At 69.2% G+C, this 22944-nt stretch carries 24 protein-coding genes; 5 read left to right on the top strand and 19 right to left on the bottom strand.

Features of this window, described 5'->3' with window-relative positions; translation table 11 throughout:
• Window position 1: 1 nt before the first annotated feature.
• From yhjD to ACFVW6_RS23750, 3 genes are all read right to left on the bottom strand, one after another.
• Window positions 2-1024 (bottom strand): inner membrane protein YhjD, encoded by a 1023-nt coding sequence (gene yhjD / locus ACFVW6_RS23760; RefSeq protein WP_378829880.1) that lies wholly within the window; start codon window positions 1022-1024, stop codon window positions 2-4.
• Window positions 1025-1066: 42 nt separating this feature from the next.
• Window positions 1067-2098: a tryptophan--tRNA ligase gene (gene trpS / locus ACFVW6_RS23755; protein WP_357349693.1), complete on the bottom strand. Its 1032-nt coding sequence runs from the start codon at window positions 2096-2098 to the stop codon at window positions 1067-1069.
• Between the two features lie 98 nt (window positions 2099-2196).
• Window positions 2197-3144 (bottom strand): oxygenase MpaB family protein, encoded by a 948-nt coding sequence (locus ACFVW6_RS23750; RefSeq protein WP_378829877.1) that lies wholly within the window; start codon window positions 3142-3144, stop codon window positions 2197-2199.
• Between the two features lie 103 nt (window positions 3145-3247).
• Here ACFVW6_RS23750 and ACFVW6_RS23745 point away from each other — a divergent pair, with 103 nt between their 5' ends.
• On the top strand, window positions 3248-3886 hold the full coding sequence (locus ACFVW6_RS23745) for a TetR/AcrR family transcriptional regulator (protein WP_355271584.1): 639 nt from the start codon (window positions 3248-3250) through the stop codon (window positions 3884-3886).
• Between the two features lie 9 nt (window positions 3887-3895).
• Here the strand turns inward: ACFVW6_RS23745 and ACFVW6_RS23740 are convergent, their stop codons facing one another.
• The 4 genes from ACFVW6_RS23740 to ACFVW6_RS23725 form a co-directional block, all read right to left on the bottom strand.
• Entirely contained in the window at window positions 3896-4126 is a 231-nt protein-coding gene (locus ACFVW6_RS23740) for a hypothetical protein (protein WP_378829874.1), read from the bottom strand.
• Between the two features lie 95 nt (window positions 4127-4221).
• Entirely contained in the window at window positions 4222-4698 is a 477-nt protein-coding gene (locus ACFVW6_RS23735) for a barstar family protein (RefSeq protein WP_355271581.1), read from the bottom strand.
• A complete protein-coding gene (locus ACFVW6_RS23730; protein ID WP_378829871.1) occupies window positions 4698-5192 on the bottom strand; it encodes a ribonuclease domain-containing protein in 495 nt (164 codons plus the stop codon). The genes ACFVW6_RS23735 and ACFVW6_RS23730 overlap by 1 nt, the downstream gene beginning before the upstream one ends.
• Window positions 5189-5968, bottom strand: a complete 780-nt coding sequence (locus ACFVW6_RS23725) for an exodeoxyribonuclease III (RefSeq protein ID WP_355271578.1) — start codon at window positions 5966-5968, stop codon at window positions 5189-5191. Before ACFVW6_RS23725 ends, ACFVW6_RS23730 begins: the two co-directional genes overlap by 4 nt.
• 70 nt (window positions 5969-6038) lie before the next feature.
• Between ACFVW6_RS23725 and ACFVW6_RS23720 the strand changes: the two genes are divergently transcribed.
• Window positions 6039-6893 (top strand): alpha/beta hydrolase, encoded by an 855-nt coding sequence (locus tag ACFVW6_RS23720; RefSeq protein ID WP_355271577.1) that lies wholly within the window; start codon window positions 6039-6041, stop codon window positions 6891-6893.
• A 51-nt stretch (window positions 6894-6944) separates the two neighbouring features.
• On the opposite strand, the gene ACFVW6_RS23715 is transcribed toward ACFVW6_RS23720, so the two are convergent.
• Genes ACFVW6_RS23715 through ACFVW6_RS23695 form a run of 5 tightly spaced genes read right to left on the bottom strand, consistent with a single transcriptional unit; the run spans window position 6945 to window position 11635 of the window.
• Window positions 6945-8177 carry an acyl-CoA dehydrogenase family protein gene (locus ACFVW6_RS23715; protein WP_378829868.1) on the bottom strand — a complete coding sequence of 411 codons (1233 nt, stop codon included), beginning with the start codon at window positions 8175-8177 and terminating at the stop codon, window positions 6945-6947.
• Window positions 8178-8192: 15 nt separating this feature from the next.
• Window positions 8193-9074 carry an SDR family oxidoreductase gene (locus ACFVW6_RS23710; RefSeq protein WP_378829866.1) on the bottom strand — a complete coding sequence of 294 codons (882 nt, stop codon included), beginning with the start codon at window positions 9072-9074 and terminating at the stop codon, window positions 8193-8195.
• Window positions 9071-9952 carry a MaoC/PaaZ C-terminal domain-containing protein gene (locus tag ACFVW6_RS23705; protein ID WP_378829864.1) on the bottom strand — a complete coding sequence of 294 codons (882 nt, stop codon included), beginning with the start codon at window positions 9950-9952 and terminating at the stop codon, window positions 9071-9073. Before ACFVW6_RS23705 ends, ACFVW6_RS23710 begins: the two co-directional genes overlap by 4 nt.
• A gap of 10 nt (window positions 9953-9962) precedes the next feature.
• Window positions 9963-10397 (bottom strand): SRPBCC family protein, encoded by a 435-nt coding sequence (locus ACFVW6_RS23700; RefSeq protein ID WP_355271572.1) that lies wholly within the window; start codon window positions 10395-10397, stop codon window positions 9963-9965.
• 20 nt (window positions 10398-10417) lie between these two features.
• The gene (locus ACFVW6_RS23695; protein WP_357349711.1) at window positions 10418-11635 is read right to left on the bottom strand and encodes a lipid-transfer protein; all 1218 of its coding nucleotides are present in this window, start codon (window positions 11633-11635) and stop codon (window positions 10418-10420) included.
• A gap of 191 nt (window positions 11636-11826) precedes the next feature.
• Here ACFVW6_RS23695 and ACFVW6_RS23690 point away from each other — a divergent pair, with 191 nt between their 5' ends.
• Window positions 11827-13452 carry a hypothetical protein gene (locus ACFVW6_RS23690; RefSeq protein WP_355271570.1) on the top strand — a complete coding sequence of 542 codons (1626 nt, stop codon included), beginning with the start codon at window positions 11827-11829 and terminating at the stop codon, window positions 13450-13452.
• Window positions 13453-13469: 17 nt separating this feature from the next.
• Here the strand turns inward: ACFVW6_RS23690 and ACFVW6_RS23685 are convergent, their stop codons facing one another.
• From ACFVW6_RS23685 to glpK (ACFVW6_RS23670), 4 genes are all read right to left on the bottom strand, one after another.
• Window positions 13470-14219, bottom strand: a complete 750-nt coding sequence (locus tag ACFVW6_RS23685) for an SDR family oxidoreductase (RefSeq protein WP_378829860.1) — start codon at window positions 14217-14219, stop codon at window positions 13470-13472.
• 100 nt (window positions 14220-14319) lie between these two features.
• On the bottom strand, window positions 14320-14958 hold the full coding sequence (locus ACFVW6_RS23680) for a TetR/AcrR family transcriptional regulator (RefSeq protein ID WP_378829858.1): 639 nt from the start codon (window positions 14956-14958) through the stop codon (window positions 14320-14322).
• Between the two features lie 119 nt (window positions 14959-15077).
• A complete protein-coding gene (glpD, locus tag ACFVW6_RS23675) occupies window positions 15078-16787 on the bottom strand; it encodes a glycerol-3-phosphate dehydrogenase (protein WP_378829856.1) in 1710 nt (569 codons plus the stop codon).
• Window positions 16787-18304, bottom strand: coding sequence for a glycerol kinase GlpK (gene glpK, locus ACFVW6_RS23670; protein WP_378829854.1), 1518 nt, complete (start codon window positions 18302-18304; stop codon window positions 16787-16789). Before glpK (ACFVW6_RS23670) ends, glpD begins: the two co-directional genes overlap by 1 nt.
• Before the next feature lie 117 nt (window positions 18305-18421).
• Between glpK (ACFVW6_RS23670) and ACFVW6_RS23665 the strand changes: the two genes are divergently transcribed.
• Together ACFVW6_RS23665 and glpK (ACFVW6_RS23660) are read left to right on the top strand one after the other, a co-directional pair.
• Window positions 18422-19174, top strand: coding sequence for an IclR family transcriptional regulator (locus tag ACFVW6_RS23665; RefSeq protein ID WP_378829852.1), 753 nt, complete (start codon window positions 18422-18424; stop codon window positions 19172-19174).
• Between the two features lie 13 nt (window positions 19175-19187).
• Complete coding sequence (gene glpK / locus ACFVW6_RS23660; protein ID WP_378829849.1) at window positions 19188-20696, top strand: glycerol kinase GlpK; 1509 nt, start codon at window positions 19188-19190, stop codon at window positions 20694-20696.
• 44 nt (window positions 20697-20740) lie between these two features.
• On the opposite strand, the gene ACFVW6_RS23655 is transcribed toward glpK (ACFVW6_RS23660), so the two are convergent.
• The 3 genes from ACFVW6_RS23655 to ACFVW6_RS23645 all read right to left on the bottom strand — a co-directional run bounded on the left by ACFVW6_RS23655 (window position 20741) and on the right by ACFVW6_RS23645 (window position 22861).
• Window positions 20741-21322 (bottom strand): TetR/AcrR family transcriptional regulator, encoded by a 582-nt coding sequence (locus ACFVW6_RS23655; protein ID WP_378829847.1) that lies wholly within the window; start codon window positions 21320-21322, stop codon window positions 20741-20743.
• Between the two features lie 131 nt (window positions 21323-21453).
• Window positions 21454-21849, bottom strand: a complete 396-nt coding sequence (locus ACFVW6_RS23650; protein WP_378829845.1) for a RidA family protein — start codon at window positions 21847-21849, stop codon at window positions 21454-21456.
• A 94-nt stretch (window positions 21850-21943) separates the two neighbouring features.
• Window positions 21944-22861, bottom strand: a complete 918-nt coding sequence (locus ACFVW6_RS23645) for a hypothetical protein (RefSeq protein ID WP_378829843.1) — start codon at window positions 22859-22861, stop codon at window positions 21944-21946.
• Between the last annotated feature and the right edge of the window lie 83 nt (window positions 22862-22944).

Genomic DNA, 22944 nt, shown 5'->3' with positions numbered 1-22944 from the left:
CTCAGCGGCGCCTGCCGAACAGCAACAGCGCCAGCGCCGCGACCGCGCCGGCGCCGAAGTAGGCGGCGCCGGTGCCGGTCGCGATGCTGTGGTCGACCACGCGCGGCCGGATGACGACCGCGTTCGGCGGCGCGATCTCGGCGGCGCGGTCGTTGTCGGACGAGGTCGCCGCCCAGGCGGTGGCGAACAGCAGGATGCGGTAGGTCGTGTAGCTGAACACCATCAGACCGATGATGGAGCCGAAGGTCGCGCCCGCCGGACTCCGCAGCACGATCTGCAGGTAGATGGCGGCGATCTGCTTGAAGATCTCGAAGGCGATCGCCGCCAGCGCCGCCGCGCGCGCCGCGCTGCGCAGCGAGACCGGCTCACGCGGCAGGCGGGCGATCATCCAGGCGAACACCGCCCACGTGGCGAGCAGGCCGAGCGCGATCGAGACCACGGTGAGCACCACGGTCGCACCGGGCAGGTGATCGGCCCCGAGCGCGGCGAGCACCTGGGCGCCGAGCCCGCTCGACGCGATCGCGGACAACCCGAGCGAGACCACGAACGCCAGGCCGAGGCCGACCAGCGCGCCCAGATCCGACAGCTTGCTCCGCCACCACGGACTCTCGGGGCTCTGCACCTCCCACTGCTCGGTCAGCGCCGCGCGCAGATTCGCGATCCAGCCGAGCCCGGTGTACAAGCCGACGAGCAGACCGAGCAGACCGACCGTGCCGCGCGAGCTGATCGCCTGATCGATGAGGTCGTTGATCTGGGTGCCGAAGGACCCGGGGATGTTCTCCACGACGCTGTCCTGGAGCCGGGTGAGCAGCTCGGGCTGCCCGGCCAGGATGAAACCGGCCACCGAGAACGCCACCATCAACAGCGGAAACAGCGACAGCACAGTGAAGTATGTGATGCCCGCGGCGTAGTAGTCACCGCGCTGCCGCTGGAATCGACCGCCCGCCCTGACCAGATGATCCAGCCAGGGCCTGCGCCCGATCTGCCGCTCGACCGCGGCCGAGATGTTGTCGACGAGCTGCATGGCACGCGCCCCTTCAGCCGAAAGCCGCAGGCGCACACCGGGTCAGCGAGCCAGGAAGCCCACCCGGTCGTACACCTGCGCCAGTGTGTTGCCTGCGATCTCGCGCGCCCGCTCGGCACCCGAGGCGAGGATCCGGTCCAGTTCGGCCTGATCCGACAGGTATTCCTGCACCTTCTGCTGGACGGGGGTGACGAATTCGACCAGCGCGTCGGCCACGTCGGCCTTGAGATCACCGTAGCCCTTGCCCGCGAAATTCTCTTCGAGGGTGACGATCGGGGTTTCGGTGAGCGAGCTCAGGATCACCAGCAGGTTGCTCACGCCCGCCTTGTGCTCGGGGTCGTAGCGGATCTCGCGCTCGGTGTCGGTGACCGCCGACTTGACCTTCTTCGCGGTGACCTTGGGATCGTCGAGCAGGTTGATCAAGCCGGCGTCGGTGCTGGCCGACTTGCTCATCTTCGCGGTCGGATCCTGCAGGTCGAAGATCTTCGCCGTGCCCTTGACGATGTGCGGCTCCGGCACGACGAAGGTCTTCTTGAAGCGGGTGTTGAAGCGCTGGGCCAGGTTTCGGGTCAGCTCCAGGTGCTGGCGCTGATCCTCGCCGACCGGCACCTGGTGCGGGCGGTAGAGCAGGATGTCGGCGGCCATCAGCACCGGGTAGGTGAACAGGCCGACGGTCGCGTTGTCCGCGCCCTGCTTGACCGACTTGTCCTTGAACTGGGTCATCCGGCTGGCCTCACCGAAACCGGTGATGCAGCTCAGGACCCAGGACAGCTCGGCGTGCTCGGGCACCTGGCTCTGCACGAACAGGGTCGACTTCTTCGGGTCGATGCCGAGCGCCAGCAGCTGCGCGGCCGCGGCCTTGGTGCGGGCCCGCAGCGCCTTGGGCTCCTGGCTGACGGTGATCGCGTGCATGTCCGGGATGAAGTACAGCGCGTCGTACTCGTCCTGCATGGTCACCCAGTACTGCAGCGCACCCAGGTAGTTGCCGAGGTGGAAGGAGTCGCTGGTGGGCTGGATGCCCGACAGCACCCGCTGCTTGCGTTCGGCCGTCGCGGCCGGGGCAGGACTGGACATGCCCCCGATCTTTCCATGTACCTCAAACTGTTTTGTCGGGCGGTGCGCCCCGAGGGCCCTGCGTGGTTACACTGCGCTACCGCCTCCGGGCCCGCCGGTCACACCGCGAGATTTCGCTCCACCCAGTTACGCGGATCGACCCCCGGCATGCTCGGCTTGCCCGCCTTGACCATTCGCTGTTCGCGGCGGGCCAGCAGCTGATAGGAGGGTGTGCTCGGTCCGGCCAGCGCGCCGGCCAGCACCCGGGGCGCCAGCGGCGGGGCGACGTGCGCGGTCCGCAGGCTGCGGCACAGCGCGCGGTAGGCCACCTGATCGGCGATGCCCCACTCGATGCCGTACATGGCCCGGATCCGGGCAGGCAGGCTGCCCTGCACCAGCAGGTACAGCGCCGAGCCGACCTGCTCGGCGGGCGGGCGCAGACGATAGGCCTTGCGGTGGCCCGCCAGATACGAGCCGACCAGATCGGCCTCCTCGGTGAGGAACAGGTCGGCCGAGTTCAGGTAGTCGTCGAAGTAGCGGCGGAAGGCCGGGTAGTCGGCGGGCGCGGCGTCGCGCGGCATGCCGAACAGCTCGCCCCAGCGGACGTAGTCCTGGTAGAGGTCCTCGCGCTCGGTGGCGGTGAGTTCGCGCACCAGCCGGTCGTACATCGCCTCGGCGGAGTCGAAGGTGAAGGCCATGGTCATGAACATCAGGTGCGGGTCGTGGGCCGCGTAGGCGGTGCCCGCCGGATAGTGCTCGCCCGCGTCCTCGGGCAGGGTGCCGACCACCTTCTCGTGCTTGCGCCGGGTGAAGGCCAGGGCCCGGTCGGCCTCGGTCTTGCTGCCGAGGAAGACCGCCTCGAACAGCGCCCCGGTGATGGCCAGCCGCGTGTACGGGGTCGCGCGGTGGGCGGTGTGCTCACTGGTGCCGACGAACAGCAGCGGGTGCACCGCGCCGATCACCAGTGCCCGGACACCGTAGGTCAGCCCTACCGCCCGCTTGCTCATCACCCGTCGGATCATCGAATCGTCGGCGAAATATCCGGGTTCGCCCTGCCGTGCGGCCATGCTGCGCCTCCTCGTCGAGTGCATCTGGCAATAGAATCCACCAGATTTGGTAATCTGGCAAGAGTCTCTACCAGAAAACCTCCCCGCGACGGCAGGACGCAGAATGGGAGCTGTGGCAGCACAACGCACCTACGGTGGCGTCTCGGCCGAACAACGACAGGCCCAACGCCGGACCGCCCTCCTCGACGCGGCGCTCGACATCGTCGCCGAAGACGGGCAGGCCAAGCTCACCGTCGCCGGGCTCTGCGCCCGCGCCGGACTCAACGAGCGCTACTACTACGAGAATTTCGAGCATCGCGAGAGCGTGCTGGAGGCCCTGCTCGATCGGATCGCCGAGGAGTTGACCGCCGCGATCGTGACGGCGCTGACCACCGCCGCCCCCGACAGCCGGTCCCAGTCCCGCGCCGCGATCGACGCGGGCATCTCGGTGCTCATCGACGATCCGCGCAAGGCGAAGGCCGCGCTGATCGCGGGCATGGCGACGCCGGAACTGCGCGCCCGCACGGCCCGCACGGTCCGGGCGTTCTCCCGGCTGGTCGCCGCCGAGGGCTCTGGTTTCTACGGGGTCGAGGTGCCGCAGAAGCTCGTCGACTTCCGCGCGATCTACCTCATCGGCGGCTTGACCCAGACCCTCACCACCTGGCTCGCGGGCGATCTCGATCTCACCCGCGAGGAACTGATCGACCAGGTCACCGAGGTGTTCGTCCTCCTCGGCGACGACCTGGCCGAACGCCACCGCTGACGACCTACGTCACCGCGGCGGGCAGAGACCGGCGGGCGCGGTGCAGGGTTCCGACGATCCGTTGGCCAGCCAGAGGATGGCCTGATTGATCGTCACCACCAGCTCGGGCGACAGCACCGACGACCCGCTGTCGGCGATGGGCTGGGACGCGCGGCTCGGCTGCGCGTCGGCCGTGGCCGGACCCGCCGCGGTGGTCAGGAACGCGGCGAGGATGCTCGCGCTCACCAGAACTCGCTTCATCGTGTTCTCCTCATCGGCGGCCTCGGCAGCCGCTCGGCGAGAACGCTAAGCGGACCGGCACAGTGGTGGCAGCCGCCAATTCCGGTGGCAATGGATCAGTCGGTCAGCGCCACCGCGCCGAAGGTGTCCGGTTCGCCCTGGAGGACGACGCGGAAGACGACGTCGCGGCGCGACCAGTAGGCGGCGCAGTCGCGCATGGCGCTGTCGAACCAGGCGCGCTCGGTGGGGTCGTCGGCGAGCAGGTCGGCGGCGGTGCGCACCACGACGACGTAGCCGGGCGCGTCGCCGACGAAATCGTCGAGGTCACGGAGGCATTCGTCGAAGGCGTCCTTGTTCGCGCCGAAGTAGTACGGGAACTGGAAGGCCGCGGCGAACTCGTCGAAGAGCTCGGCGGTGGTGCGCATCTTGGGGCCGCGCAGTTCGCGCACGCGGTAGTCCGCGGGCGCGTCGTAGCGCACGCCGCTGAACGCGGCGGGGTCGACGGGCAGGGCGCCGAGCACCGGTCGCGGGGCGGCGGGCGCCTCGAGGGTGGGACGAGCAAGGAACTGCGACAGCGTCATTCGCGTCGTCATCAGCGCATCCTCGTGAAGGTCTCGTAGTGGTCGCCGGTGTACCAGGCGGTGCCGTCGCTGCCGGTGACGATGCGTTCGGCGTCCCGGCCCCGGTTGCGCTGCTTGGGGTTGACGTCCCACTCCTGGTAGGTCACGGCTTTGCCCGCCGAGTCCTTCGGCGGCAGTTTGGTTCCCCGGTTCATCCACTGCTCACCGCCCTTGGTGCCGGGCGCGTTCGCCGAATCCGGCCAGCGTCCCGCGTCGATCTCCACGAGCGTGACGTAGGCCCGATCGGGCACGCCCGCCGCCTTGGTGACCGGCGCCGCATTGGCAGTGCCCGCGGGCGGGCCGGGTTTCGGCGCGGCCTTGGTGGTGGTGATCCCGGCGGCCGCGCGGGTGCTGGTGGCCGCGGTGGTGTCGTTGCCGCCGCGCCCGGTGAGCAGCGTGAAGCCCACCGCGAGCACGATGAGGACGAGCCCGCCGAGCAGGCCGAGGGTCTTGCGCGAGAGATTCACCGGTACTGCACCGTCACCGGAGCATGGTCGGACCAGCGCTGATCGTAGGCGTCGGCGCGCTCGACGACGGCCTGCTTGGCGCGCCCCGGCAGCTCGCCGAGGGCCAGCTGGTAATCGATGCGCCAGCCGGAGTCGTTGTCGAAGGCGCGGCCGCGGTAGGACCACCAGCTGTAGGGGCCCGCGACGCCGGGGTGCAGCGCGCGCACCACGTCGACGTAGCCCGCCGCCAGCAGGTCGGCGATCCAGGCGCGTTCCTCGGGCAGGAAGCCCGCCGACTTCTGGTTGCCCTTCCAGTTCTTCAGGTCGACCTCGGCGGGCGCGATGTTCCAGTCACCGCTGACGACGAAATCGCCGGTGCGCGCCTTCAGGTACGCGCCGAACTCGGCCATGAACCGGTACTTCTCGTCCTGCTTGGGGGTGTTCTCCTCCCCCGAGTGCACATACACGCTGGCCACGGTGACCTCGCCGAAGTCGGCCTCGAGATAGCGTCCCGACTCGGCGAACTCGCTGCTGCCGAAGCCGATCCGCACCGCGTCGGGCGTCCGGCGCGACAGGATGCCGACCCCGGCGCGCCCCTTCGACTCCGGTTCGGCGTGCGAGAGCACCCACCCCGCGTCGAGCGCGGGCGCCAGCGCGGCGGCGACCTGGGCATCGGTCGCCCTGGTCTCCTGCAAGCACACGATGTCGGCCTCGGTCGCGGCGAGCCAGGGCAGCATGCCCTTGGTCGCCGCGGCGCGCACGCCGTTGACGTTCACTGTTGAAAGGATGAGAGCCACCGGTCGACCGTACAATGACAGGTCAGGAATGCTCCCCCGGACACCGTCGTCCAGGAAGGGGTGATTGACGATGACGTCACGCACCGCCAAGTCCACTGCCCGGCCGTCGCCCGTCGCGGCGCTGCATCTCGGGTCCGGTGACCCGGTTCTGCTGTTGCACGGGTTCATGTTGTCGCCGCACTGCTGGGAGCAGGTGGCGCGGCGGATGTCGGCCCACTGTGAGGTGTACGCGCCCGCGTTCGCCGGGCACTGGGGCGGGCCGAAGGTCGAGGGCTGGTCCCTGGACGTGTACGCGCTGGCCGATCAGATCGAAGATCAGCTCGACGAACTGGGCTGGCGGACCTGCCATATCGCGGGGAACTCGCTGGGCGGCTGGGTCGGCCTGGAACTGGCGCGGCGCGGGCGGGCCCGCACGCTCACCGCGATCGCGCCGGCGGGCGGCTGGAGTACGCCCTCGTTCACCCAGCTGCGGGTCGGCGCGAAGTTCGCCTCGATGGTCCCGTTCGTCGAGGTCGGCAAGCGGCTCGGCGGCCTGGTGATCAACAACCCGGTGGTGCAGCAGGTCGCCGCGCTGATGCTGAGCAAGCACACCGGCGCGGTGGCCCGGCGCGACCTCGCGACGATCATCGCGGCCGTCCTGCACTGCGACGCGATCATCCCGATGCTGCTCGGCGGCCTGCGCGCGCCCGCGATGGACGACCTGAACGAGCTGTCCACCCCGGTCCGCATGCTGCTCGCCGAGTACGACCGGATCATCCCCAACCACGTCTACGCCACCCGCTACCTGCGCGAACTCCCCGAATCCGCGGACCGCATCCTGGTCAACGGCGTGGGTCATGTGCCGATGCTGGAGGCACCGGACCGGATCGCCACCCTGATCGCCGAGCACATCTACGCCAGCCGCGGTCACCTGCGCGCGGTCTGAACACGCGCGAACCCGGCCGCGCGACACGCGCGCGGCCGGGTTCGGCTTCGTCTACTTGCCGAGCAGACCCTTGGCGATGTGGGTCACCTGGATCTCGTTGCTGCCCGCGTAGATCATCAGCGACTTCGCGTCGCGCGCCAGCTGCTCCACCCGGTACTCGCTCATGTACCCGTTGCCGCCGAACAGCTGCACCGCCTCCATCGCGACCTCGGTGGCCGCCTCGGAGCAGTAGAGCTTCATCGCCGACGCCTCGGCCAGGCTCGGCGGCTTGCCCGCCTTGCCCCGCTCGAGCACGTTGAACACCATGTTCTGCACATTGATCCGGGCGACCTCCATCTTGGCCAGCTTGAGCTGGATCAGCTGGAACCTGCCGATCTCCTGTCCCCACAGCGTGCGGGTGCGCGCGTAGTCGACGCAGAGCCGGTGGCACTCCTCGATGATGCCCAGCGCCATGAAGCCGACGCCGATCCGCTCGGCGGTGAAACTGGCTCTGGCGCTGTCGCGTCCGTCGCCGCCGCGATGGTCCTCGGTCTCGCCGAGCAGCCGGTCGCGGCCGAGCCGGACATTGTCGAAGAACAGTTCCCCGGTGGGCGAGGAGTGCAGGCCCATCTTCTTGAACGGCTTGCCCTGGGTGAGTCCTTCCATGCCCTTGTCCAGCACGAAGGTCAGCACCTTGCGGTCGCGCTTGTCGGCGCCGTCGCCCTCGTCGAGCTTGGCGTAAACGATCATCACGTCGGCGCACGGGCCGTTGGTGATGAAGGTCTTCTGGCCGTTGAGGAGGTAGTCCTCGCCGTCGCGCTCGACCCGGGTCTTCATGCCGCCGAAGGCATCCGAGCCGGAATCGGGCTCGGTGATCGCCCACGACGCCACCTTGCGCAGGGTGACGATGTCGGCGAGCCAGCGCTCCTTCTGCGCCAGGGTGCCCCGCGACATGATGGTGGTGGCGCCCAGGCCGATGCTGACACCCAGCGCGGACACCAATCCCATACAGACCCCGGACAGTTCGCTGATCAGCACCGCCATCATCGACTGCTGCCCGGCGAACGGCGATCCACCGCCGCCGCCGGACTTCTCGCCGGGACCGGCCGCCTCCTTGGCCAGCATCTTGGTGACCGCGTCCTCGCCCATGGCGTCGATCCCGAACTGGCTGAACAGTTTCCGCAGGATCGGGTAGGGCAGCAGCTCACCGCTGTCGAGGGCGTCCAGATGCGGACGGACCTCCTTGTCGATGAAGGTCCGCACGGCGTCGCGGATCATCAGATCGGTTTCGGACCATTCGATCATCGTCGTCTCCCGCGCTCAGGGCAGCCGCACGGCGATGTCGTCGATCGCCCACGGCCCTTCGGTCTCGATCGTCTTCACATCGTGCCAGCCGGCCAGCTCGGAGATGGCGCCTCCTTGCACGGCGAACACCTTGCCGGTGATCGGGCACTTGTCCGAGGCCAGATAGGCGACCAGCGGCGAGATATTGGCCGGGCTGAACGCGTCGAACCCACCGGATTCCTCGGCCGCGGCGGCCTCGGCGGCGAACATCGCGCCCATGCCGGGCGTGGCCAGGGTGAGCCGGGTGCGGGCGATCGGCGCGATCGCGTTGACCCGCACGCCGTAGCGGCCCAGTTCCTCGGCGGCGACCTGGGTGAGGGCGGCGATGCCCGCCTTGGCCGCGCCGTAGTTGGCCTGGCCCGCGTTGGGCAGCGTGACACCCGAGGCCGACGCGGTGTTCACCACGGCGGCGTTGGGCTGATTGCCCGCCTTGCTCTGTGCCTTCCAGTAGGCGGCGGCGTGGTGCAGCACGGCGGCGTGACCCTTGAGGTGCACCGCGATCACCGCGTCCCACTGGGCCTCGTCCATCGCGGCGACGAAGACATCGCGCAGGATGCCCGCGTTGTTGATGACGATGTCGAGCCCGCCGAGCTCGCCGACCGCCTGGGCGATCAGGTTCCGCGCACCGTCCCAGGACGCGACGTTGTCGGTATTGGCGACGGCGACACCACCCGCCGCGACGATCTCGTCGACGACCTGCTGCGCCGGACCGGAGTCGGCGCCCTCGCCGGCATTGCTGCCGCCGAGATCGTTGACCACCACCTTCGCGCCCTCGCGCGCGAACAGCAGCGCGTGCTCGCGGCCGATGCCGCGGCCCGCGCCGGTGATCACGGCGACCTTGCCCGCCAGGGAACTCATGACTGACTCCTTATCTCGGCGAGGCCGTCACTGAGGACGACGTCCTCGCCGCGCACTGTCTCGAAGGCGTAGGTGGTGATGCCGTCGGCGCTGGTCACCGGCCAGATCCGGGTCCGCAGGTCGTCACCGGGGAAGACGAGCTTGGCGAAGCGCACCGCGAAGCGCCGCAGCCGGTGCACATCCGAGCCCGCCGTCGCGGTGAGCACGCCCCACGACGCCATCGCCATGGTGCACAGCCCGTGCGCGATGATGCCGGGCAATCCGGCGTCCTTGGCGACCTGCTCGTCCAGGTGCAGCGGCATCGGATCGCCCGAGGCGGGCGAGTACCGGAAGGTCTGGTCGTCGTCGACGTGATGCTCGACGACCGCGAACGGTTCGCTCGCGCGCAGGCTTTCGTCGAAGCGATGCGCCGGCGCCTGCTCCCCCACCGACTTGCCCGCGTCGATATTGCGGAAGAAGGCGGTGAGGTACTGCTCGTTCACCAGTTCGCCTGCCGCGTCCCGGCATTCGACCAGGATGGTGACGGTCGTGCCGGTCGACTTGCTGGTGTAGCCGACCGCCTTGGCCCGCGACACCAGCTGCTCACCGGGCCGGATCGGCCGGTGGAAGTGGAAGTCTTGCTCGCCGTGCACCACCCGGCCGAAGATGTCCATCGGCGCCACGTCGATGATCGGCATCATCATGGACTCGAACACCGGGACGATGGCGAAGACCGGCGGTGCGACGGTGCCGTCGCGGTGCGCCTGGATCGGATCGTTGGTCGCGGCCGCGTAGTCCGCGATCCGGTCCGCGGTGACCGCGAATTCCTCGGCGTCACCCCATTTTTCCAGGCCGGCGTCGTCGAACTCGACGATGCGGCCGGATGCGTGCGCTGTCATTCGAAGCCCCCTACGCCGAGGCCAGCGCGTCGAGCTGGTCGAGCGATTTGTCCAGCTGGGTGCGGCCGTCCTTCTCCACCGCCTTGCCCAGCGCGCCCTTGATCAGCGCGCCTTCGAAGTCGCCGGAGACCAGGATGGTGCTGCCCGCTCCCGATGGCTGGATGTCGAAGGTGAATTCGGTACGGACTCCGGCCATTCCGGCGCCGGTGAGGGTCAGCCGGTTCGGCACCTCGACCGCCTTGACCGTCCATTCCATCTTGTTGGCCATGCCGAGCATGACGATCTTGGCGACCAGCGCGGCGCCCTCGGCCAGCACGGCGGGGGGTTCCTCCATGAACTTCTCGTGGATGGTGAACCACTTGTCCCAGGTCTGCGGGTCGGAGACGACCGCCCACAGCGCCTCCGGGGTGGCGGTGACGGTCTTGGTGGCTTCGATGTGTCCCATTGCGGTACTCCTCGTGCTGGTCAGCGCACCGCGCGCTGGTAGGCGGTGACCACGGCGGCGCCGCCGAGGCCGATGTTGTGCTGCAGGGCGGCGGTGACGTCGCCGACCTGGCGTTTGCCCGCGGTGCCGCGCAGCTGCCAGGTGAGCTCGGAGCACTGGGCCAGGCCGGTCGCGCCGAGCGGGTGCCCCTTGGAGATCAGGCCGCCGGAGGGGTTCACCACCCACTTGCCGCCGTAGGTGGTCTGGCCCGCGTCGATCAGCTTCCCGGCCTCGCCCTCGCCGCAGAGTCCGAGGGCCTCGTAGAGCAGCAGCTCGTTGGCGGAGAAGCAGTCGTGCAGCTCGATCACCTGGAAGTCGTCGGCGCCCAGGCCCGCCTGCTCGTAGACCTTCCGCGCGGCGGCGACATTCATGTCGTAGCCGATGAGGTTCTTGGCGGTGCCGTCGAAGGTCGAGGCGTAGTCGGTGGTCATCGCCTGCCCGACGATCTCGACCGCCCGCTCCGACAGATCGTGCCGGTCGACGAACGCCTCGCTCGCCAGGATCGCCGCGCCGGATCCGTCCGAGGTCGGCGAGCACTGGAGCTTGGTGAGCGGGTCGTAGATCATCCGCGAGGCCAGGATGTCGTCGAGCGAATACTCGTCCTGGAACTGCGAATACGGGTTGTTCACCGAGTGCTTGTGGTTCTTGTGACCGATCTTGGCGAAGTGCTCGGCGGTGGTGCCGTAGCGCTTCATGTGCTCGCGCCCGGCCGCGCCGAACATCCACGGAGCCACCGGGAACAGCACCTCGGAGATCTCCGCCAGCGCCAGCACGTGCTTGGCCATCGGCTGTTCGCGGTCGTCCCAGGTGGAGCCGAGGGAACCGGGCTGCATCTTCTCGAAGCCCAGCGCCAGCGTGCACTCGGCCAGCCCGCCCCGGATCGCCTGCGCCGCCAGGTAGAGCGCGGTGGAGCCGGTCGAACAGTTGTTGTTGACATTGACCACCGGGATGCCGGTCATCCCGAGCTCGTAGACCGCGCGCTGCCCGGAGGTCGACTCGCCGTAGACATAGCCGACATAGGCCTGCTCGACCTCGCGGTAGTCGATGCCCGCGTCGGCCAGGGCCTTGGTGCCCGACTCCCGCGCCATGTCCGGATAGTCCCAGGCCCGGGTGGTTCCGTCGGCCTCCTCGACCAGCTTGCGGCCCGGCTTCTCGAACTTCGTCATCCCTACGCCGACCACATAGACCTTGTTCGTCATCGAACTCCCATCCTCAGGCTTGCGCACAAACATACAGCTCTGCATGTATCTTCACAACGGTTTCCGTGACCCCGGTCACCATCCGCCCGCGTAACAGCGGCGTAACGGTTCGGAAAATTGGTGTCTACATCCATCGAGCACCGTCGGTGAGCCGCCGAATTCGACGGCCGCGTGGATGAGGGAGAGGGAAAATGGCCGGAGCGGACACCGCTGCCAAAGAAACACTCGAGGACTACACGCTGCGTTTCGCCCCGCGGAGCTACCGCAAATGGAGCCCCGCGGTGGTCGGCATCTCCGCCCTCGGCGGCATCGCCTATCTCGCCGATTTCGCGATCGGCGCCAATATCGGAATCGCGCACGGCACCGGAAACGCGCTGATCGGCATCGGTATCTTCGCCGTCGTCGTGATGCTGACCGGATTTCCGCTCGCCTATTACGCGGCGCGCTACAACATCGATCTGGATTTGATCACGCGCGGTAGCGGATTCGGCTACTACGGCTCGGTGATCACCAATATCGTGTTCGCCTCGTTCACCTTCATCTTCTTCGCGCTGGAAGGTTCGATCATGGCCCAGGGCCTGGAATTGGGCCTCGGAATTCCGCTCTGGATGGGCTATCTGGCGTCGACGGTGATCATCTTCCCGCTGGTCATCTACGGCATGAACACCCTGGCCAAGCTGCAGGTGTGGACCACTCCGCTGTGGCTGCTGCTGATGGTGGCGCCGTTCGGCTTCCTGCTGGTGCGCCACCCCGATTCGGTGGGCTCGTTCTTCGCCTACGGCGGCGAGAACGGGGGCGGCGTGAGCGTGTCCGGCGCGCTGCTGGCCGCGGGTGTCTGCCTGTCGCTGATCGCCCAGATCGCCGAGCAGATCGACTACCTGCGGTTCATGCCGCCGCGCACGCCGGAGAACCGGGCCAAGTGGTGGGGCTGGATGCTGCTCGCGGGTCCCGGCTGGGTGCTCTTCGGCGCGGCCAAGCAGGTCGTCGGCCTGTTCCTCGCGGTCTACCTGATCGCCAATCTGCCCGCCGCGCAGGGGATCGCGAACCAGCCGGTGCACCAGTTCCTGGAGATCTACCGCGATATGGTGCCGGGCTGGCTGGCCATGACGCTGGCGGTGGTGCTGGTGGTCATCAGCCAGATCAAGATCAATGTCACCAACGCGTACTCCGGCTCGCTGGCCTGGACCAACTCCTACACCCGGGTGACCAAGACCTACCCCGGTCGCCTGGTGTTCCTGGTGGTGAACCTCGGTGTGGCGCTGGTGCTGATGGAAGCGAACATGTTCGACTTCCTCAACAACATCCTGGGCTTCTACGCCAACTGCGGCATCGCCTGGATCGTCACCGTGGCCACCGACATCGCGGTGAACAAGTACCTGCTGAAGATCTCGCCGAAGGTGCCGGAGTTCCGGCGCGGCATGCTCTACGACTTCAACCCGGTCGGCCTCGTCGGCTTCGGCCTGTCCGCGGTGCTGTCGATCATGACCTTCTTCGGCCTCTTCGGTGAGCTGCTGAAGCCGTACTCGCCGCTGGTCGCGGTGCTGGTGGCCTTCGTGGCGACCCCGCTCACCGCGATCGCCACCAAGGGCAAGTACTACCTGCGCCGCGCCGACGACGGCATCGAGCTGCCGATGTTCGACGAGCACGGCAACCCGTCGGGCGACCTGCTGCCGTGCCACGTCACCGGCATGGAGTTCGAGCGCCCGGACATGATCGCCTCGGCGATCCCCGGCCCCGAGGGCGAGATCCAGTACATCAGCTCGCTGGCCCTGTCCACCGACCGCGAGGGCAAGCACCTACTGCCCCGCCAGCACTGAGCGAACGAAGGCCGTGCTCAGAGCAGTTTGCGGACCACCGGCAGCGGCAGGGTGCGCAGGGCGAAGGCGATGGGGATCCAGGGCCAGTCGGGGACGTAGGCCTTGGCGCGGCGCTTCTCGATGGCGGCGACCATGGCGCGGACGCCGGTCGCGGTGTCCACCATGAACTTCGGCTCGTGTTTGATGCGGTCGTTCATCTCCGAGCGGATGTAGCCGGGGTAGATCACCGAGATGTCCACGCCGGGGACGGCTTCGGCGCGCAGGCCCTCGGCCAGGGCAGCGACGCCCGCCTTGGTCGCGGCGTAGGTGGTCAGGGTCTTGGGCATGCCGCGCAGGCCGGAGATCGAGGAGATCATCACCAGGTGGCCGCGGCCCTGGGCGCGGAAGATCCCCATCGCGGCCTCGGTCTGGGCCAGGGCGGCGAGGAAGTTCACCACAGCGGTCTCGCGATTGGCGGCGTGCCTGCCGGTACCCAGCGGCGCGCCCTTGCCGAGTCCCGCGTTGACGACGACGCGGTCTATCGCGCCGAATTCCGCGGCGAACTCGTCGAAGACGGTGAACACGGCGGCGTCGTCGGTGACGTCGAGCTGCTTCACCGAGACGGCGCGGTCGGGATGCGCGGCCAGGATCTCGGCGCGCAGTTCGTCGAGGCGTTCGGTGCGCCGGGCGCACAGGCCCAGGTCGTAGCCGAGGGCGGCGAACTGGCGGGCCATCTCCGCGCCGAGGCCGGAGCTGGCGCCGGTGATCACGATGGTGCCCCGGCTCACGGCGCTACCGCCGGTGCCGGTAGGGGCTCGATGTGCGATTCCATGTGCTCACGCTAGTCATCCGGTGCCCACCGACGGAACCTCTCGCCGTGCCCCGGGGTCAGCGGGACCCGGCGGCGATCACGGCGGCCGCCGCGGCGCGCAGGTCGACCATGGCGCGACGCCAGCGGCGGTGTGCGCGTTCCGGGTCGGGGACGACGAAATTGGCGACGAGGATGCCGCGCAGTGCGTCCATCGCGGTGTAGGCGAAATCGCGGGCGCCCTTGCGGCGCAGGTCGTCCGGGATCACTTCCGCGACCGCCCGCAGCACCGCGGCGTTGACCAGCGGTTCGACCTCTTCCATCGCCGCGGCCAGCACCGGATCGGTCCGGCCCGCCACCCACAGTTCCACCGTGGCGATGAACAGCGGGCCCTGATGCAGGTCCCACAGGAACTCGAGGGCGGCGCCGACCGGGTCGTCGCCCACCCTGACCTGTGCCATCTCGCTCATGGCCGCGGCCACCCGGAGCTCGGCCAGGTGCTTGATCGCGGCGACGACCAGGTCGTGCTTGGAGCCGAAGTGGTGCACCTGCGCGCCCCGGGTGACCCCGGCGCGCTCGGCGACCCGGGGCGTGGTGGTGCCCGCGTAGCCGTACTCGACCAGGCAGTCGATGGTCGCGTCGAGCAGGCGGACGCGCATCTCGGTGCTGCGCTGCTCCTGCGTCCGGCGCGGCGGCTTGTCGGCTGCGGTGCTGGTCATCGGCCGATCCTACCGCTTACATACAGACCTGTTGGTAAGCGGCAGTCCGCGGGTGCACCGGAATACCGCCGTGGCGACGCCGCGCGTGTGCGGCATCGGCACGAGCGGCACCCCGCGCGTCACCGCACAGCGACCAAGCGCGCGGTGTTCGCAGCGATGTCGTCGCCCGCCTGGTTGGCGGCCAGCTCGGCGTGCACCCGGTCGAAGTAGCGGTTGATCTCGGCATTGGCCGTCTCGTCGTCCCAGCCGAGCAGCGGTGCGATCAGCCGCGCGATCTCCGGCGCGGCCGCGAGCCCGCGATCCGGAACCTCGATGGAGATGCGGGTGCGGCGGGTGAGCAGGTCGTCGAGGTGCAGCGCGCCCTCGTGGGTCACCGCGTAGACGACCTCGGCGGCCAGGTAGTCGGGCGCGCCCGGCAGCGGCTGACGCAGCGCGGGATCGCCGGCGACGAGGTCGAAGATGTCGGTGGCGAGCGAGCCGTAGCGGCCGAGCAGGTGCTCGACGACCTCGACCGGCAGTCCGACTGTGGCCGCCAGTTCGGCTGTCTCGGTGAGCATGTCGCGGTAGCCCTGCGCGCCGACGATCGGCAGCCGCGCGGTCGCCGAGGCGGGGATGTCACCGCCGAGGCGCGCGGTGACGGCGTCGACGACGTCGGCGGCCATCACCCGGTAGGTGGTGTACTTGCCGCCCGCGATCACGAACAGGCCGGGTGCGGGCTCGGCGACGGCGTGCTCGCGCGAGAGCTTGGCCGTCTCCTTCGACGCGCCGGTCATCAGCGGCCGCAGCCCGGCGTAGGTGCCGACGATGTCGGCCCTGGTCAGCGGCTCGCGCAGCAGCGCGTTGACGTGGTCGAGGATGTACTGCACGTCGGCGGCGGTGGCGGTGGGGTGGTTCTTGTCCAGCGACCACGCGGTGTCGGTGGTGCCGATGATCCAGTGCTCGGCCCACGGGATCACGAACAGCACGGACTTCTCGGTGCGCATGATCAGACCGGTGTGCAGGTCCAGCCGGTCGCGCGGGACCAGGATGTGCACGCCCTTGGACATCCGCACGTGGAACGGGAAGTCGACGCCGGTCATCTTGATCATGTCGTCGGTCCACACGCCGGTCGCGCTGATCACGCTGCGGGCCCGGATCGTGTGGGCGACACCGGTTTCCAGGTCGACCACGTGCGCGCCGACGACCTGCTCGCCGTCGCGCACGAGGCCGGTGACCCTGGTGCGGGTCAGCACGGTCGCGCCGTGGTCGGCGGCCGTCCTGGCGATCATCATCGTGTGCCTGGCGTCGTCGACCTGGGCGTCGTAGTAGCGGATCGCGCCGGTCATCGCGTCCGGGCGCAGCGCGGGCGCGAGTTCCAGTGCGCCGGAGCGGGTCAGGTGCTTGTGCATGGGGACGGCCCGCGCGCCTCCGAGGGTGTCGTAGAGGGCGACGCCGGCGCCGATGTAGGCGCGCTCCCAGACCCGGTGCTGGAGCGGGAACAGGAACGGCACCGGACGCACCAGGTGGGGCGCGAGCGAGTTCAGCAGCAGCCCACGCTCTTTGAGTGCCTCGCGGACCAGCGCGAAGTCCAGCTGCTCCAGGTAGCGCAGGCCGCCGTGGATGAGCTTGGACGACCGGCTCGAGGTGCCCGCGGCGAAGTCGCGGGCCTCCACGAGGGTGACCGAGAGACCGCGCGAGGCGGCGTCGAGCGCGGCACCGGCACCGGTCACGCCACCGCCGATCACCAGCACGTCGACCTCGTGGTCGCCGAGTGCCGCGATCGCCTTGTCGCGGTAGAGGGAGTCCAGGGGAACGGACACGGCTTGCTCCTTGTCGAGGTGATCGTTCATCAGTCGAGTTCGGCCCAGTCGAGGGTGCGTTCGACGGCCTTGAGCCAGCGGCGGTAGCCGCGCTCGCGCTGCTCGTCGGACCAGGAGGGGAACCAGCGGACGTCTTCGTGCCAGTTCGCGAGCAGTTCGTCGGTGGAGTCCCAGACGCCGACCGCGAGACCGGCCGCGTAGGCGGCGCCGAGCGCGGTGGTCTCGGCGACGACCGGCCGCGAGACCGGGACACCGAGCAGGTCGGCCTGGATCTGCATGGCCAGCTTGTTCATGGTCACGCCGCCGTCGACGCGCAGCGTCGCCAGCCGCACGCCGGAATCGCGCTGCATCGCCTCGACCACGTCGCGGGTCTGGTAGGCGATGGATTCCAGGGTCGCCCTGGCCAGGTGGGCGTTGTTGCTGTAGCGCGAGAGGCCGACCACCGCGCCGCGGGCGTCGGGTCGCCAGTACGGCGCGAACAGCCCGGAGAACGCGGGCACGAAGTACACCCCGCCCGCGTCCTCGACCTGGCCCGCCAGGTCTTCGATCTGCGCGGCGCCCGCGATGATGCCGAGCTGGTCGCGCAGCCACTGCACGGCCGAGCCGGTGACCGCGATCGAACCCTCCAGCGCGTAGACGGGTTTGTCGTCGCCGAACCGGTAGGCGACGGTGGTGAGCAGGCCGTGCGCCGAGCGCACGATGTCGGTGCCGGTGTTGAGCATCAGGAAATTGCCGGTGCCGTAGGTGTTCTTGGCCTCGCCCGGCTGGAAACACACCTGCCCGACGCTCGCGGCCTGCTGGTCGCCGAGCACCCCGGCGATCGGGACCGCGCCCTGGAACGGTCCGTCGGGGTCGGTGGTGCCGAAGCCCGCCGGGTTCGACGACGGCGCGATGGCGGGCAGCATCCCGCGCGGGATGTCGAAGACGCGCAGCAGTTCGTCGTCCCAGGCCAGCGTCTCGAGGTCCATCAGCATGGTGCGCGAGGCGTTGGTGGGATCGGTGACGTGCACGCCACCGCGAACACCGCCGGTGAGGTTCCAGATCAGCCAGGTGTCGAGGGTGCCGAACAGGGCGTCGCCGCGTTCGGCGTCGGCGCGCACGTCCTCGACATTGTCGAGGATCCAGCGCAGCTTGCCGCCGGAGAAGTAGGGCGCGGGCGGGAGTCCGGTGCGCCGGCGGATCAGGTCGGTGTGACCGGCGGCGTCGAGCGCGGTGATGATCCGGTCGGTGCGGGTGTCCTGCCAGACGATGGCGTTGTAGTACGGGCGGCCGGTGTGGCGGTTCCACACGACGGTGGTCTCGCGCTGGTTGGTGACGCCGATCGCGGCCAGGTCGGCGGCGGTGAGGTCGGCCGCGGCGAGCGCGGTCTTGACGACGGTGCGGGTGCGTTCCCAGATCTCGTCGGGGTTGTGTTCGACCCAGCCGGGTCGCGGCATGATCTGCTCGTGTTCGAGCTGATGCCGGGCGACGACGGCGCCGCCGTGGTCGAAAACCATGAAACGCGTCGAGGTCGTGCCCTGGTCGATCGCGCCCACATACCGATTCATCGTGGTCCTTTCGCGCGGGCTCACCGTCGAGCCCGACACCACGCTAGGAACGGCCCGACCGCGCCGCCACGGCTGCCGTTCGACAATGCTGAACACTCGGGCTGATAGGTTCGGGCGGTGCCGGGTCCGATCCAGTCGATCGAGCGAGCCGCCGCTGTGCTGCGGCTGCTCGCGCGCGGATCGGGACCGATGGCGGTCGGCGAGGTCGCCGCCGCCCTCGACCTGGCCAAACCCACCGCGCACGGCATTCTGCGGACCCTGCTCGGGGTGGGGTTCGTCGACCAGGATCCGGCGACGGGGCGGTATCTGCTCGGGCCCGCGCTGGGTGAGCTCGGGACCGATCACCTCGATGTCAACGAACTGCGCTCGCGGGCGATCCACCGCGCCGACGCGCTCGCGTCGCGGACCGGCGAGTCGGTGCGGATGGCGGTGGCGCGCCCCGCCGGGGTGACGGTGGTGCACCACGTGTTCCGGCCGGACAACACCGAGCAGGTGCTCGCGGTCGGCGAGGTGCTGCCCGCGCACGCCACCGCACTGGGCAAGGTACTGCTCGCCTACGACGCCGCGACGAATCCCGGTGCGCTGCAATCATTCACGCACCGCACTATCGTCGACCCGACAGCGCTGGACCGCGCGATCGGCGAGGTCAGGCGGACCGGCTGGGCCGGCGAGGTCGAGGAATACCGCTCCGGCGAGGCGGGCATCGCCGCACCGATCCGGGCCAGAGGAGGACTGGTGGTCGCGGCCATCGGGATCTCGGGGCCGACGGATCGGTTGTGCGACAACCGGTTGCGGATCCGGCCCGCCGCCGTGGAGCTGGTGCGCGCCGCCGCTCAGGCCGTGCACCGCGATCTCGGCGCGGCGCGATGAACGGGAGGCTCCGGTGACGCAACGGTATGTGCTCGCCCTCGACCAGGGCACCACCTCCACCCGCTGCATCGTCTTCGATCGGCACGCCAGGCTGGCCGGGCTGGCCCAGCGGACCCACCGTCAGCGCTATCCGCGCTCGGGGTGGGTCGAGCAGGACGCGCTGGAGATCTGGCGGACGGTCGAGAAGATCGTGCCCGCGGCGCTGCGCGATGCCGGGATCACCGTCGAGCAGGTGGCGGCGATCGGGATCGCCAATCAGCGCGAGACCACCGTGGTGTGGGATCGCGCGACCGGGGTGCCGGTGCGGCCCGCCATCGTCTGGCAGGACATCCGCACCGAGGAACTCGTCGAGCGGTTCCGGGAAACGCCCGGCGCGCACCGGATCACGGAGCTGAGCGGGCTGCCGCTGGCCACCTACTTCGCCGCGCCCCGGCTGCGCTGGCTGCTCGACCACGTCGACGGACTGCGGGCGCGAGCCGATCGCGGCGAGGTGCTGTTCGGGACCATGGAGTCCTGGCTGATCTGGAACCTCACCGGCGCGCATGTCACCGATGTCACCAACGCCGGGCGCACGCTGCTGATGAACCTGGCGACCCGGCAGTGGGACGCGGAACTGTTGCGGTTCTTCGACATTCCGCGCGCCATGCTCCCCCGCATCGAACCATCGACCGGCGATTTCGGGACCGCCCGCACGGTCGCGCCCGGCGTCCGGATCGGCGCCGCCCTCGGCGACCAGCACGCCGCGCTGTTCGGCCAGACCTGCTTCGCGCCCGGCGAGACCGAATGCACCTACGGCACCGGCGGATTCCTGATGATGAACACCGGCGCCGAACTGATCCGTTCCCGGCACGGACTGCTCACCACCATCGGCTACCAGGTCGGACCCGACCCGGTGTACGCGCTGGAGGGCCCGATCGCGGTCACCGGATCGCTGGTGCAGTGGCTGCGAGACATCGTCGGCCTGATCGCCACCGCGCCCGAGATCGAGACCCTCGCGAGCACCGTCGACGACAACGGCGGCTGCTACCTGGTCCCCGCCTTCTCCGGGCTCTACGCACCGCACTGGCGCAGCGACGCGCGCGGGCTGCTGATCGGGCTGACCTCCTACGTCACCAAGGGCCACCTGGCGCGCGCGGTGCTCGAGGCCACGGCCTGGCAGACCCGCGATGTCGTCGAGGCGATGAACGCCGACGCCGGTCTGCGGGCGACATCGCTGCGGGTGGCGGGCGGGATGGCGGCCAACAATCTGCTCATGCAGATCATCGCCGATGTCCTTGGCGTTCCGGTGATGCGTCCGCTGGTGACCGAGACGGTCTCGCTCGGCGCGGCCTACGCGGCCGGGCTGGCCGTCGGGTACTGGCCGGATCTGCAAGGGCTGCGGCGCAATTGGCGGGTGGCGGCGCAGTGGGTGCCGCAGGCCGAGCGCGCCGTGCGCGACGAGGAGTACGAGCGGTGGCAGCGGGCGGTGCAGCTCAGCGTCGGCTGGGCCCGACCGGCGGGCGGTACGTCGGCCGAGCGATAGGCCCGCACGATTCCGACCGGTCGTTCACGAATACGGACGTGGACTCAGCCCAGGATCGAGACGGCCACCCGGCCCGCGTCACGCAGGCGGGTGGCGGAATTGGGCGCGCGCTCGAGCACCCAGACGCCTTGGAAGAAGACGACCAGGAAGCGGGCCATGGCCCTGGTGTCCGCGTCGGGCGGCAGTTCTTCCTGCGCGCGGGCGCGCGACAGCGCGGAGAACAGCGCCGTTTCGGTGCGCGCCCAGCTGGATTCGACCAGCCGGGCGACATCGGCGTCGCGGGCGGCGAGCTCGACCGCGGCGGTCGTCACCAGGCAGCCGAGGAATCTGTCCGGTGCGCAGGACTCGCGCACGACCCGGTCGACCAGCTCGCGGATCGCGGGCAGCGCCGGTCCGGGCTGGGCCAGGACCGCGGTAATCATCTCGTCGACCCGTTCCAGGTGGCGTTGCAGCGCCATCATGAACAGCTCGTGCTTGCTGCCGAACGTGGCGTAGATACAGCCCCTGGCGATCCCGAGATGCTCGATCAGATCCGCGATCGAGGTCGTCTCGTAGCCGCGCTGCCAGAACAGCTCCAGCGCGCGGTCCAGGACCACATCGGGGTCGAATTCTTTGGTACGCGCCACTTTCCGAGCATACCAACGTCTATTGCGACCGATTGGTCATGTATGCGAGACTGCGAGTCCCGCACTGCCTGTCCGCGGCGGGTTCGTGCGCGCACTCGCCGCCGGGGCGGTCGGCGAGTGCGCGACGCGCGTCAGCCCAGTGCCGCGAGGGCGTCGACCTCGAACAGCATGCCCGGCAGCGCGAGCGCGGCGACCCCGAGCAGGGTCTGCGCGGGTGGACGGTCACCCCAGATCTCGGCGATCTTGGCGCCGAGCACCTGCAACTTGTCCAGGTCGTGGTCGACGATGAACGTGCGCAGCTGCGCGACGTCGGCGTAGTCCGCGCCCGCGGACCGCAGGGCGATCCCCAGATTCGCGAACGCCCGGTCCACCTGCTCACCGAAATCGGTACTGGTGGTGTGCCCTTCGGCGTCGGAGTCGTACTGCCCCGCGATGACGACCAGATCACCGGTCACCCGCGCGACATGGCTGTACCCGAACCCCGTCGGATCGTGCAGCTCGGACGGGTTGCTGATCACTACTGACATGACACCTTCTCCTCTTGCCGAATGTTGCGCACCGAGAAGACGATGTGGCGGGGCGAAGTGTGACACCCCGCCCGTGGTGGATCAGCAGGGGGCGTCAGTCGAAGAGTTCTTCTGCCCGCGTGGCGGTTACGGCCTGCACCAACCATGCGTTGAGCTGATCGATATCGGTGCATTCGGCGAGCATGGTGCGTTGCGCCACGGACAGCTCGAGCCCGCGGGCGGTCAGCACGGTGCGAACGGCATGGGCGGCTTCCTCCGCACGCCCTTCCTCGCGGCCTTCTTCTCGGCCTTCTTCACGGCCTTCTTCACGGCCTTCTTCACGGCCTTTGGCCACATACTTGGTGGCGATGCGGCCACGGTATTCGGGAGAGCTCTTCACAAGTTCCTCCAGACGTCGGCTCGCCGCAACGGTCAACTCGTCGTCGACCAGATCAAGGTACATTTTCACACGTTCATCGTCGGTTTTCATCAGCCCGGCGAGAAAGGCCGAGAGCACCTCGTCCATGTGCGGACCGGCCCCGTGCGCGATCGCCGACAGCGTCGCGCGTTCTGGACTGCGCCGGGCTTCGTCGGGATCGGTCACGATGGGAAACCGGTCGGGTCCGAGCACCCGCGGGTGGATGACCGACCCGTTGGGATCGAGTTCGATCGGATTCGAGGCCCACCTCGCGACCTGTCGGCTGGGCGTCACCACCAGCAACACGGCTTGGCAGTGCAAGCGTGATCGCAGCGTGGTGACGTAGACGGGCCATTTCCAGCGCCGATCGTCCTTGCAACTCAGCTGGACCTCGACGCATACGCCGAGGACCGGCCGATTTCGGTCATCGCAGGTGCTGAGCGCGAAATCGCCGCGATACTCCTTGGGCCCGATGTCGGTGAAGTCGCACGGCTCCGCCCGCATCTCGGCTTGCTCGGGCAGCCGCATTCCGAATTGTTCGACCAGCAGCGACGGAGCCAGGGTGATGTCTGTGCGGAAGAGGTCAAGCAAGCCTTCGTGCAGGTAGCTCGGCATGCAGCGCACCGTATAGCCGAGGAGCGGAGGGCCGAAATCGGTACGGCGTGTTGTGCACGACGCCGGAGTGGGGCTTCGAGCCG

The sequence above is a fragment of the Nocardia sp. NPDC058244 genome (genome assembly GCF_042882065.1).
In the GTDB taxonomy this organism is placed as follows: domain Bacteria; phylum Actinomycetota; class Actinomycetes; order Mycobacteriales; family Mycobacteriaceae; genus Nocardia.
Note: the sequence above shows the minus strand (reverse complement) of the source record. Positions and strands in the feature narration are given on the sequence as shown.